We start from the raw sequence: 12485 nt of genomic DNA, 5'->3' as shown, positions 1-12485 counted from the left end.
CAATTCGCGAGTGCGAAAATAGCGGGCGGAGAGCAGAGGGAGAGCGCTCTCCCTCACGCCAAATCAATTTAACGCAGCGGTCAGTGCACCAGCAACAATCAGGCCCAGCACGACAACGGTAGTCATCAGGGAAAACTTCAGATCTGCACTCATCAATCTCTCTCCATTCTTATTACCCCACAAAAAGTGAGCCAGCTCATTTTTACACATTTATAGGCAAAAATCTTCTTTGATTTGAGATGATATGCGTTTTAACGCTTCCCCTTTTCATCAAGATAAGACAAAATTCCACGCTAAATTTATTCGCGTACCGGCCATAGACCCCTCCTGACGTTCCGTGTCGTTTTCCCGGCGAATCGCATCCCCAAAAGTTGCGTGCAGGCTGAGCAGAGGCAAACGTTTACCTACACTATTTTCAGGAGCTTACGTCGTGGTCTGGAGTGACATTGAATGGCAACTATAAAAGACGTAGCGAAACGAGCAAACGTTTCCACCACAACCGTATCACATGTTATTAACAAAACCCGCTTCGTGGCGGAAGAGACGCGTAATGCGGTGTGGGCAGCCATTAAAGAGCTGCACTATTCCCCGAGCGCCGTGGCCCGTAGCCTGAAGGTTAACCATACCAAATCGATTGGCCTGCTGGCGACCAGCAGCGAAGCGCCCTATTTTGCTGAGATTATCGAGGCGGTTGAGAAGAACTGCTTCCAGAAGGGCTATACCCTGATCCTGGGCAACGCCTGGAATAACCTCGAAAAACAGCGTGCCTATCTCTCGATGATGGCACAGAAGCGCGTCGACGGCCTGCTGGTGATGTGTTCTGAATATCCTGCCCCGCTGCTCAGCATGCTGGAAGAGTATCGCCATATCCCTATGGTCGTCATGGACTGGGGCGAAGCAAAAGCGGACTTCACCGACTCGGTGATCGATAATGCCTTTGAAGGCGGTTACATGGCGGGCCGCTATCTGGTTGAGCGCGGCCATCGCGAGATCGGCGTGATCCCTGGCCCCCTTGAGCGCAACACCGGCGCGGGTCGTCTGGCCGGCTTTATGAAAGCCATGGAAGAGGCGCTGATCAGCGTGCCGGAGAACTGGATTGTGCAGGGTGACTTTGAACCGGAATCCGGCTACCGTGCGATGCAGCAGATCCTCTCCCAGCCGCACCGCCCTACCGCCGTGTTCTGCGGTGGCGATGTAATGGCAATGGGTGCGCTCTGCGCCGTCGACGAGATGGGTCTGCGCGTGCCGCAGGATGTTTCGCTGATTGGGTATGATAACGTGCGTAATGCTCGCTTCTTCACCCCTGCACTGACGACCATCCACCAGCCTAAAGATTCGCTGGGGGAGACGGCGTTCACTATGCTGATGGACCGCATCGTCAACAAGCGTGAAGAGTCACAGTCGATTGAGGTTCATCCCCGGCTGATCGAGCGCCGCTCGGTGGCTGACGGCCCCTTCCGCGACTACCGTCGTTAATAGTCTGACGTTGATAAACTTCGGGAGCCGACTACTCTGGCTCCCGCAGCCACTCTCGATTAAGCGTTTCGCTATCCCCTAAATAGTCCAGTAGCCAGCCCAGCGCGGGTGAGTTATCGTTCTGCTGCCACGTCAGGCAGCAGGCGGCGTCCGGAAACGGCTCCTCCAGCTGTAGCTCCACCCACTCACCGCGATCGAGCCACGGCCTGGCAAAATGGCCTGGCACCATACCAACGCACAGTCCGGCAGTGAGGCACTCGGCGGAAGAGGTCCAGTCCGGCACGACCATACGCCGCTGGTTATCCAGCAGCCAGGTGATGCGTTTGGGCAGCAGCCGGGAGGTATCTTCCCATACCAGCGATGGCCAACCGCGCAGGACGTCATCGCTCAGCGGGCCATCCATATCCGCCAGCGGGTGATGGGCAGCCACGACACAGCGCCAGTTAAGCATCCCCATATCGCGGAAAGCAAAGCGCCCACCCACCGGTATAGCCTGGGTCGCTCCGATGGCCAGCTCCACGCGGCCATCGGCCAGCGCATCCCATACGCCGTTAAACACCTCTTTTTGCACCAGCAGCTCAACGTCTGAGAAATGGCGATAGAAGTCGACAATCATCTGACGGGTGCGCTCGGGTCGAACAATGTTATCCACCGCGATGGCCAGCTGACCACGCCAGCCGTTGGCAATCTGCTGGCACTGCTGACGGGTAACCTGCATTTTTTTGATGACAGAGCGCCCCTCCTGCAAAAACCAGCTCCCCGCTGGCGTAAGTACCACGTCCCGGTGACGTCTTTCGAACAGCGGTACGGCTAGCCACTCCTCCAGCTGGCGTACCGTATAGCTAATCGCCGAGGGAACCCGATGCAGCTCCTGGGCTGCGGCGCTAAAGCTACCGGTACGGGCGACGGTATCTACTACTTCGAGAGAGTAATCTGACCACATAATCTGCCTGCAAAAAATTTGAATGCAATGTGCAAATATTACCGTTTCACAACCGGTATTGCACTGCCTACACTTTGCGGCTTTGTCACCTGCGCTGTTCCACCTGTATTGTGAAAAGATAAGAAGAAGGAAAGATGATGGTACCTGGTAAAGGATTTTTAGTCTGGCTGGCAGGGTTAAGCGTGCTGGGCTTTCTGGCGACGGATATGTATCTGCCGGCGTTTACGGCCATTCAGCAGGATCTTAATACGCCTGCATCAGCGGTTAGCGCCAGCCTGAGCCTGTTTCTGGCCGGTTTCGCCCTCGCCCAGCTGGCATGGGGACCGCTCTCGGATCGCTTTGGCCGTAAGCCGATACTGCTTTGCGGGCTGGGGCTGTTTGCTTTCGGCTGCATCGGCATGCTGTGGGTTCGTGATGGCACCACGCTGCTGGTGCTGCGCTTTGTCCAGGCCGTGGGGGTCTGTGCCGCAGCGGTGACCTGGCAGACGCTGGTCACGGACTACTATCCGGCCCAGCGGGTCAACCGTATTTTTGCTACTGTTATGCCGCTGGTGGGGCTGTCTCCTGCCCTCGCTCCCCTGTTGGGCAGCTGGATCCTCGCCCACTCTCACTGGCAGACCATCTTCGCGGTGCTGTTCGTGATTACGCTAGGGCTTATGCTTCCCGCGCTGCGCCTTAAAAAACCGGCGAGGAAACACCAGCCGCAGACCGATCCCGTGACCTTCGGAGTGCTGCTGCGCTCCCGCCTTTATTGCGGGAATGTGATGATCTACGCCGCCTGTTCGGCCAGCTTTTTCGCCTGGCTTACCGGCTCGCCGTTTATTCTTAGTGCACTGGGATATGGTCCGACTGCGATTGGCTTAAGCTACGTCCCGCAGACGATGGCCTTTCTGGTGGGCGGCTACGGCTGCCGGGCGGCGCTACAGCGCTGGCAGGGCGCGCGCCTGCTGCCCTGGCTTCTGGCCCTCTACGCCCTGAGCGTGGTCACCGTCTGGCTGGTGGCCTTTATTCCACAGGTCTCGCTAACGCTGCTGCTGGCCCCGTTCTGCGTCATGGCGATGGCCAACGGTGCGATCTACCCGATTGTGGTTGCCCAGGCCCTAAGCCCGTTCTCACAGGCGGCGGGACGCGCGGCAGCGCTGCAAAATACCCTTCAGCTGGGTCTCTGCTTTATCGCCAGCCTGCTGGTCTCGACGCTTATCGCTACGCCTCTGCTTACCACCACCAGCGTGATGCTGCTGACCGTCCTGCTTGCCGGACTGGGCTATCGGCTGCAAAAACAGGCAACTAAATAATTAGCTAGCTAACCATAATAGGTTGAATGACTCATTTTTGCGGCCTATAATCAATTCGATAATTTTATTAACAAGAATATGATGTTTTCGCAGGCGCAGGAGTGCGCCTGTTCTCCCATGGAAGGCATTTTCGGCAAGGGCTATCTCCCTTCCTCTGTTCTACGTCGGATATCAAGCTCACGGCCCGTTCCGTGGGATTTCTCACAAACCATTAAAAGCGTCTACGCTGTTTGAAGGTTCTGATCACATAGGGTGATGGAGAAGCTATGAGTTCATCGTGTATAGAAGAAGTCAACATACAGAGCGATAACTGGTTCCGTATCGCAAGCGAACTGTTAGGCCGCGCGGGCATCAGCATTAACGGCACCGCCCCCTCAGATATCCGGGTTAAAAATCCCCGTTTTTTTAAGCGTGTGCTAAAGGAAGGCTCGCTTGGGCTGGGCGAGAGCTACATGGACGGCTGGTGGGAATGTGACCGGCTGGATATGTTCTTTAGCAATGTTCTCCGCGCTGGCCTGGAAAACCAGATGCCGCGCCACGTCAAAGATACCCTCCGCATTGCGGCAGCGCGGGTGTTCAACCTGCAAAGCCAGAAGCGTGCCTGGATAGTCGGTAAAGAGCACTACGATCTCGGTAACGATCTCTTCAGCCGCATGCTCGATCCCTATATGCAGTACTCCTGCGCCTACTGGAAAGAGGCGCAGACGCTGGAGGAGGCGCAGCAGGCCAAACTGCGGCTGATCTGTGAAAAATTGCAGTTGCAGCCCGGCATGCGCGTGCTGGACATCGGCTGCGGCTGGGGTGGCCTGGCTTACTTTATGGCTAAAAACTATGGCGTCAGCGTTACCGGCGTAACCATCTCAGCAGAGCAGCAAAAGATGGCCCAGGCGCGCTGCGAAGGCCTGGATGTGACTATCCTGCTGCAAGACTACCGCGATCTGAACGATCAATTCGACCGGGTGGTCTCCGTTGGCATGTTTGAGCACGTCGGCCCGAAAAACTACGCGACCTATTTTGCAGTGGTCGATCGCAACCTCAAGCCTGAGGGCCTGTTCCTGCTCCACACTATCGGCTCGAAAATAACCGATAACAACGTTGACCCGTGGATTGATAAGTATATCTTCCCAAACGGCTGCCTGCCGTCGGTGCGCCAGATTGCTAATGCCAGCGAACCCCATTTTATCATGGAGGACTGGCATAACTTTGGTGCAGATTACGATACCACGCTGATGGCCTGGCATGAGCGGTTTATGGCCACGTGGCCAGAAATTGCCGACAACTACTCTGAGCGCTTTAAGCGCATGTTCAGCTACTATCTCAACGCCTGTGCCGGCGCGTTCCGCGCAAGGGATATTCAGCTCTGGCAGGTTATGTTCAGCCGCGGCGTAGAAAACGGGTTGCGGGTGGCACGCTAATGAATGCGATCAAAAACCCCGGCGAACCGGGGTTTTTGATTTAATCACTCTTCGCTGCCGCTCACCGAGGCGGCAATCATCGCCGCTTCACGGCTGGCCAGCACGCGCTCTACCGTATCGACGATGGCCTGGGTTTGCGGGTCGATCTCAATATTCACCTTATGACCGAGCTTTTTACTGCCCAGCGTGGTGCGCTCCAGCGTTTCAGGGATCAGGTGTACGCAGAAACGCGTCGGCGTTACCTCACCTACCGTCAGGCTAATACCATCCACGCCGATATACCCTTTATAAAGAATATACTTCATCAGGCTCGCATCCTGAACTTTAAACCAGATTTGACGGTTATTTTCGGACGCAAGAATCTTAACGACTTCGGCAGTAGTAATAATGTGTCCCGACATCAAATGGCCGCCAATTTCATCGCTGAACTTCGCGGCACGCTCAACGTTCACCTCGCTGCCAACGCTCAGTTCGCCAAGGTTAGTAATACGCAGCGTCTCTTTCATCAGGTCAAAGCTCACCAGCGGGCCGTTGATGCTGGTAACGGTCAGGCAGCAGCCGTTATGCGCAACGGAGGCACCGGTCTCAAGCCCCGGCAGCATCGGCTCGGGCAGCGCAACGACATGGGTGCGGAAGTTGGGTTTTTCATCAATGGAGACGACTTTTGCCGTGCCCTGTACAATACCAGTAAACATGCCTACCACTCCTGTAACCATTAATTCGGCGCAAGCCGTTTTGATAATTGCACAATAACAGGTGGAAAAAGAGGTTGCCAGCGCTGCACCCGCCCAGGCTGTTTTTTCTCTGGCATATTCACTTTTCCCCGTTACAATGGTTTGGCTATTTATCCTGCAATCTCTTCTCGCTGCCAGTAAAGGCGGCTTTTCCATGCTTTCCTATAACAACAATATACAGGTGTTTCCGTGCAGAAGTATTTTATCGAAGCGCGCCAGCTGCTGGCGCTGGCTATCCCGGTGATCCTTGCGCAGGTCGCGCAAACCGCCATGGGATTTGTTGATACCGTCATGGCGGGGGGCTACAGCGCTACCGACATGGCGGCGGTAGCGATCGGAACCTCCATTTGGCTACCGGCGATCCTCTTTGGCCACGGCCTGCTGCTGGCTCTAACGCCGGTCATCGCGCAACTAAACGGTTCAGGCCGACGGGATCGCATTGCCCAACAGGTGCGCCAGGGGTTCTGGCTGGCGGGCTTTGTCTCCGTGTTAATTATGATCGTCCTCTGGAATGCCGGGCATATTATTCATGCTATGCATAACATCGATCCAGAGCTGGCTGACAAAGCCGTACGCTATCTTCGCGCCCTGCTCTGCGGCGCGCCTGGCTACCTCTTCTTTCAGGTGGCGCGTAACCAGTGTGAGGGGCTGGCAAAGACCAAACCCGGCATGGTCTTTGGCTTTATCGGCCTGCTGGTGAATATCCCGGTTAACTATATCTTTATCTACGGTCACTTCGGCATGCCGGAGCTGGGCGGCGTCGGCTGCGGCGTGGCTACCGCCGCGGTCTACTGGGTGATGTTTATCTGTATGCTCTCATACATTAAACGCGCCCGTTCCATGCGCGATATCCGCCAGGAACAGCACTTTGCCAAGCCTGACTTCAGCGTTCTTAAACGCCTGGTACAGCTCGGCCTGCCTATTGCGCTGGCTCTGTTCTTTGAGGTAACCCTGTTTGCCGTGGTGGCGCTGCTGGTCTCTCCGCTGGGCATTGTTGACGTGGCAGGCCACCAGATTGCCCTCAACTTTAGCTCGCTGATGTTCGTCCTGCCGATGTCGTTGGCGGCGGCAGTCACCATTCGCGTCGGTTTTCGCCTGGGTCAGGGGTCGACCCTTGACGCGCAGACCGCGGCACGCACCGGATTGGGCGTCGGCGTCTGCATGGCGGTGCTTACCGCGATCTTTACCGTGTCGCTGCGGGAGCAGATCGCCCTGCTCTACAACGATAATCCCGAGGTAGTGCACCTCGCGGCGCAGCTGATGCTGCTGGCGGCAATCTATCAGATCTCCGACTCCATTCAGGTGGTGGGCAGCGGCATTCTGCGTGGCTATAAAGATACGCGTTCGATCTTTTTCATTACCTTCATCGCCTACTGGGTGCTGGGATTGCCGAGCGGCTACGTGCTGGCGCTGACCGACCTGGTCGTCGATCGTATGGGTCCGGCAGGTTTCTGGATGGGCTTTATCATTGGCCTGACCTCGGCGGCAATCCTGATGATGCTGCGGATGCGCTTCCTGCAGCGCCAGCCCTCAAGCGTGATCCTCCAGCGCGCTGCACGATAATTCACCATTAGCCGCCTGCGGGCGGCTGTTTTATCAACGTTTTGTGCAGTTGTTCCGCAATCGCGTGAAATCAGTGATAAAAGTGCTTTTTTCTGCTTGCCACAGCCGCCGCCTGCCGCTAATATTCGTCCCCGTTGTCACACACAACGTTGCGTTCATAGCTCAGTTGGTTAGAGCACCACCTTGACATGGTGGGGGTCGTTGGTTCGAGTCCAATTGAACGCACCATCTTCTCAGTGCGTCCGTAGCTCAGTTGGTTAGAGCACCACCTTGACATGGTGGGGGTCGGTGGTTCGAGTCCACTCGGACGCACCAAATCTTAGTCGTCACCTTTTCAATATCACCTCTCTTTTATTTATCCTGCAAACTACCATCCCGCTTTGACAGGCAGACTGTAAGAATTTTATACTGTCAGCCAGGCAGCCAATGTTTATTACAGGCTGGCAATAATAATGTTGATTTTCATATGTTATTAACATTCTCTTTTGTATGGATGCAAATGAAACCAGATATTACGCATGCGACTACGTTGCAATCTTCTCTTTTTGCCAGCGCGACCAAACCTAAAAAATCAATAAAGCACCTGCATAATATATTAAAACCTTATGGTCTACCGTTCCAGCTTGCTGCATCAGAAGAGATGCCTCTTGGACGGGAACGGCGTAATACATCAGTAATATTTGTTTCAACAGGCTGTTTTTCTCTCTGTAACGCGGCAAATAATCTCTATATAGCGACTCTTTTTGCCCCGACAGTTGTTGGTCTGGTTGATGGCTATAGCCTTTTCCATAACGTAAATCGCCGCCCTACTCACTATATCCATGCTGAAACACATTGCCAGGGGTGGCAGGTCCCGGTCGATACCTTTGCTAAAAAGTGTGATGCGTTTGATCTATGGCATGATATTGCCTGCATACTGGCGCAGCGAATGATGATAATGAGCATGCGCGAAAGCGAACTGGTGGGTATTGATGCCTACGGTAAGATCCGGACATTACTGATGGAGCTTGCGCTCTATCCCAGAGAGATACGTAACCAGATTAAGGCCGCCTCATTTATTCAACGACGTACCCGACTCTCTCGTAGCCAGACGATGAAAATTCTTGCTGAACTCAAGAAAGGCAATTTCATTGAAATCAATAACGGTATTTTAATGGCTATTAATAAGCTACCCGTCGGCTTTTAATATTCACCGCGTACAAACAGGCCTACTGTTTAATACTTAAGGATCGCTCACTTTTTTTGAAACACCCTCTGCCCTTTTTTTGACCGACCACCGAACCCGATAATGAATATAGTTTCCCCGTTCCGCAGAGACTATCTGCTATCTGGAACAATTCATTAAATATGAGGGTTAATTATGTCTACTGTAAATACTGTAAATACTATTGCATCAGTTACTGCCGAGCCGCTGAGTGCCGCACCGGGAACTGAGATTACTTTAACTGCTGTTGTACTGGATGAAAACGGCGCACCGGCTTCCGGGGCAACGGTCACCTGGGTTTCACTAAACGATCAGACGTCTACTACCTCTGACACTGACGCCACTGGCGTGGCAACCTACTTCGTACAGAGCGACACCTATGCTTTTATGCCCTATGCCGTCTACGTTGATGATGATACCTCTACCGCAACGCTGACTGAAGCGCGTTTTTATGACGCCAACACTCCACGTGTATTTGTGCCTAACGGCATGGACGGCGAGCTGGATCAGTATGATGTTGCAGAGGAGGTCCAGGTTATTATTGAACCGTTTGAGGAAGTCCGTGCCCAGGATGTGTTGACCTTCTGGTGGGATGACATTCATAGTTTCACCAAACAGGTTACCGATCCAGCTACCGATTTCCCTTTAGCTATCAATATCAGTAACACCTTCCCGCCAGCCTGTCTGGCAAACGGAACCTACGAGCTGTTTTACCAGTATATTGATACCCGTAAGAACGTGCTGGTATCACCGCCGTGGACCGTTTCCGTTACCGGAGGTGTCTTGCCGCCAACCCTGCCTGCTCCAACGTTCCCGCAGGCTGCCGATGACGGCTGGATCAACAAACGTGAAGCCGACGCGGGTATCCAGATCGATATTAACTACACGGGTATGCTTGTAAATGACGAACTCGCAGTAACCTGGCAGCTGTATGATGAGAAACATATTCAGATAGATACGCTGCAAATTCCGCACACCGTTGTACAGGACGATATAGACAGAGGCTACATCGAGCTTATCCTGACAACGGATCAAGTCCCACCTGTTCAGTCTGGCTCAGCCCAGGCGTGGTATACCGTGACCCCGGCAAATCATGGCGACGTTCAGTCGTCCATCGTTGGCGAAGTCGGCGTCGATACAATTGCTTAATTAATCTCTAAGCCAATGGCTATCTTCGGATAGCCATTTTTTTCCGTGAGGTATTTATGAGCGAAACGTTGATTCCGCCCAGACTCCCCCAAATGTCTGCTGATGGCGTTATAAATCAGCAGGATCTTACCCAGGGTGAGGGTGTACTGATCGTAATTGAAGAGTCTCCTAATGCGCATCAGGGCGACTATTTGACGGCCTACTGGAACGGTATGCAGATTGGCCTGCTCTATATCGAAGATGATCCGGCGATCCAGTTTCCCTGGACGTTAGTTGTTCCTGCCAGCCTGGCGCCCGATGGCAGCTATCAGGTCTGGTATAGTCGACTTGATGAGGCGAGTAACCTTATTGCCTCATCCATTGTTACAGCGGTTGTCCAACGCAACGATACGGGCACGCTCCCTGCCCCTGACTTCCCTGAAGCCGACTCCACCAATACCATTGTTGACGCCGATACCGCCGATGGCAGCACCCTGGTACATATTCCAGCTTATAGCGGGATCGCCGTTGGCGATCATGTGTGGATCTACTGGGTCGGTGCTAATAGCAGCGGGTATACTATTCCCGAAAGCGTCGTTACCCTCACCTATAACGTCGGCTCGGCAGATATTAGCGACGGTTTCGATGTGGCTGTTGCCGCCCCCTATGTCACAATTATTAACGTGGGTAGCGCAACCGCATGGTATACCGTGACGCCTGCCGATGGCAGCACTGCCGAAAGCTCTGATAGCGCCACCGTAAACATTGATATGAGTCAGGTTACGTTGCCTCCACCTACCTTCCCGGAAGGCAACGATGGCTGGATCGATGCAACCGAAGCAACCGATGGTACCCCGGTTTCCATCCCTGCTTACCCCAATATCAGCACGGGTGATGTCGTTACCCTATACTGGCAGGGCTACAATGACGGAACCCCGGTCACCGGAACGGCCTGGTCAACATCCTATACCGTGACAAGCAGCGACCTGAGCGATGGATTCTCTGTGGTTGTTCCCTCAGCCTCAATTCTCCCTATAGGTATTGGGACTGCACAATCCTATTATGACGTGACTTTTACCGCCACCCAATCCCACGGGGCCTCCTCTGCTGCGTCAGTCAATATTGATACTTTTCATTCAACCTTACTGCCTCCTCCTGCTTTCCCTGAAGCAGGAGACGACGGCATCATCGACAGTACGGAGTACATAGATGGAACGCCCATCGTTATCACTTATCCCGGTATGAACGTTGGTGATGGCGTCAATCTTTACTGGCAGGGTTACGAAGATGATGGCATTACGCCAGTATCGGGCACCACCTGGAGCGATATTCATACCGTGACCCCACAGGAGATGACTGCCGGATCTTTTACCACAACAGTTCCAGCCAGCTTTATTACCCCCATTAAGAATGGCAAAGCCACAGGGCAATATACGGTCACCTTCTATTCTGGCGGCTACGCTGAATCCTCTACTACGCAGGTAAACATTATGACAAAATCAACGACTCAACTTTATCTGAATGCCGCAACGGGCGCGCCCTGGCGGGATAATACAAGCGCACCGGTCATTCCGGTCAATACCCTAACCGTTTCTGGTCCCGCAGGCGCAGCTATCTCAATTTCCCTCTCCCAAAATGCCTACTTCAACGAAACAGGAACAGCGGTATGGCAAAATCATCTGGATGAAAACGGAAGCGCAATTCTGCATGTGTTTAGTTTTGCGCCTGGATTGATCGGTGTTAGTGCCTATCTTACCGCTAACCCAGGCATTACGGCGACCACCAGCATGGCATTTGGCGACTATCTGCCAGGGGCGGGATCGTTGACAGGCTATGCGATTTCCACAGGCGCAGCGGCGAATGGGCGTTCTCAGGGGCATATCTATATTCGTTCCACTCCCGCTGAAGATATTACTGCCGCCCGAATCAGTCTGAACACAGGCAGCGCTACAATGGAAGGCTATCCTTTTTCGATCGCAAGTCTACCTCTCTATGACGATGGTTCCTGTAGCGTCGCAGTACTGGATAGCGTGGCCGAGATCGTGAATTTTACCATCAGTCTTCCCGAGGCCTCTGGCTCTGTAGTGAGCTCCGATATTGTTTTTATCTCATTCCCGCCAGAAGCTATTCAAACTGACGCCGCGCGCTAATCTTTAACCGCTATTAACCAGCGCTTCACTGAGTGGAGCGCTAGTAAAGCAGGTTAACGCAGACCTCCTACTACAGTTGATCACCTTCACGCTATCGGCAAGAAAACTTGATAACCAGATAAAATCGCTCTGCCATATTTTTACCGCGTCCTGATTAGGGTTGCCAAGTCCGATATGGTCACCGTGCCAGTGGCTCCCGGAGGCAATAGAACAATCAAAACCCAGTAAAATGATATTGCTGGCTCCGCAGTAACGGGCAAACAGAATAGCCCGCAGGCCAGAATTAAACGATCCGCGATAATCAGGCTGGAAATAGTTCAGGTTAAATTCCGCGCAGGCCGGTTTGCTGCAGGTCCAGCGCTGAGGGCCTGCCGGTAAATAGATTATGTTCTTCTGCCACCAGCGACGATCGGCTGCGTAGATATACGTACACTCTGGTACTAGCTGCCAGGAGGAGTTTACGGCAATAACAGGAATGCCAGCGTGGATAACCGTTTCACAGTCTTCTCTGACTAGCGAAGGACCCGATGCGCATACTGCAATGGTTTTAGTTAGCATCATAATTTGCATAGTTTAT

11 protein-coding genes and 2 tRNA genes are annotated in these 12485 nt (G+C 53.5%); 9 read left to right on the top strand and 4 right to left on the bottom strand.

Annotated elements, in window-relative coordinates; all coding sequences use genetic code 11:
• Positions 1–63 precede the first annotated feature (63 nt).
• Positions 64–153 (bottom strand): YnhF family membrane protein, encoded by a 90-nt coding sequence (locus RTM13_RS16675; RefSeq protein WP_103820868.1) that lies wholly within the window; start codon positions 151–153, stop codon positions 64–66.
• Positions 154–450: 297 nt separating this feature from the next.
• On the opposite strand from RTM13_RS16675, the gene purR reads away from it, so the two are divergent.
• Positions 451–1476, top strand: coding sequence for an HTH-type transcriptional repressor PurR (purR, locus tag RTM13_RS16670; RefSeq protein WP_312213400.1), 1026 nt, complete (start codon positions 451–453; stop codon positions 1474–1476).
• 31 nt (positions 1477–1507) lie between these two features.
• On the opposite strand, the gene punR is transcribed toward purR, so the two are convergent.
• The gene (punR, locus tag RTM13_RS16665; RefSeq protein WP_312213398.1) at positions 1508–2419 is read right to left on the bottom strand and encodes a DNA-binding transcriptional activator PunR; all 912 of its coding nucleotides are present in this window, start codon (positions 2417–2419) and stop codon (positions 1508–1510) included.
• A 137-nt stretch (positions 2420–2556) separates the two neighbouring features.
• On the opposite strand from punR, the gene punC reads away from it, so the two are divergent.
• Together punC and cfa are read left to right on the top strand one after the other, a co-directional pair.
• Positions 2557–3714 (top strand): purine nucleoside transporter PunC, encoded by a 1158-nt coding sequence (gene punC / locus RTM13_RS16660; protein WP_312213576.1) that lies wholly within the window; start codon positions 2557–2559, stop codon positions 3712–3714.
• A gap of 266 nt (positions 3715–3980) precedes the next feature.
• Positions 3981–5129: a cyclopropane fatty acyl phospholipid synthase gene (gene cfa, locus RTM13_RS16655; RefSeq protein ID WP_312213396.1), complete on the top strand. Its 1149-nt coding sequence runs from the start codon at positions 3981–3983 to the stop codon at positions 5127–5129.
• Positions 5130–5173: 44 nt separating this feature from the next.
• Here cfa and RTM13_RS16650 read toward each other — a convergent pair whose 3' ends face one another.
• Positions 5174–5824, bottom strand: a complete 651-nt coding sequence (locus tag RTM13_RS16650; protein ID WP_312213394.1) for a riboflavin synthase subunit alpha — start codon at positions 5822–5824, stop codon at positions 5174–5176.
• A 228-nt stretch (positions 5825–6052) separates the two neighbouring features.
• On the opposite strand from RTM13_RS16650, the gene mdtK reads away from it, so the two are divergent.
• From mdtK to RTM13_RS16620, 6 genes are all read left to right on the top strand, one after another.
• On the top strand, positions 6053–7426 hold the full coding sequence (gene mdtK, locus RTM13_RS16645) for an MdtK family multidrug efflux MATE transporter (RefSeq protein WP_312213392.1): 1374 nt from the start codon (positions 6053–6055) through the stop codon (positions 7424–7426).
• 151 nt (positions 7427–7577) lie between these two features.
• Positions 7578–7654, top strand: a tRNA-Val gene (locus tag RTM13_RS16640).
• 10 nt (positions 7655–7664) lie between these two features.
• Positions 7665–7741: transfer RNA gene (locus RTM13_RS16635), tRNA-Val, on the top strand.
• A 184-nt stretch (positions 7742–7925) separates the two neighbouring features.
• Entirely contained in the window at positions 7926–8612 is a 687-nt protein-coding gene (locus RTM13_RS16630; protein ID WP_312213390.1) for a helix-turn-helix domain-containing protein, read from the top strand.
• Between the two features lie 174 nt (positions 8613–8786).
• Complete coding sequence (locus RTM13_RS16625; protein ID WP_312213388.1) at positions 8787–9779, top strand: hypothetical protein; 993 nt, start codon at positions 8787–8789, stop codon at positions 9777–9779.
• A 56-nt stretch (positions 9780–9835) separates the two neighbouring features.
• A complete protein-coding gene (locus RTM13_RS16620; protein ID WP_312213386.1) occupies positions 9836–11908 on the top strand; it encodes a hypothetical protein in 2073 nt (690 codons plus the stop codon).
• Positions 11909–11911: 3 nt separating this feature from the next.
• On the opposite strand, the gene RTM13_RS16615 is transcribed toward RTM13_RS16620, so the two are convergent.
• A complete protein-coding gene (locus tag RTM13_RS16615) occupies positions 11912–12469 on the bottom strand; it encodes a hypothetical protein (RefSeq protein WP_312213384.1) in 558 nt (185 codons plus the stop codon).
• Positions 12470–12485 lie beyond the last annotated feature (16 nt).

The organism is Pseudescherichia sp. (assembly GCF_031979925.1).
Classification (GTDB): Bacteria; Pseudomonadota; Gammaproteobacteria; order Enterobacterales; family Enterobacteriaceae; genus Pseudescherichia.
The sequence above is the reverse complement of the archived record's forward strand: the minus strand, read 5'-3'. Positions and strand labels throughout refer to the sequence as shown.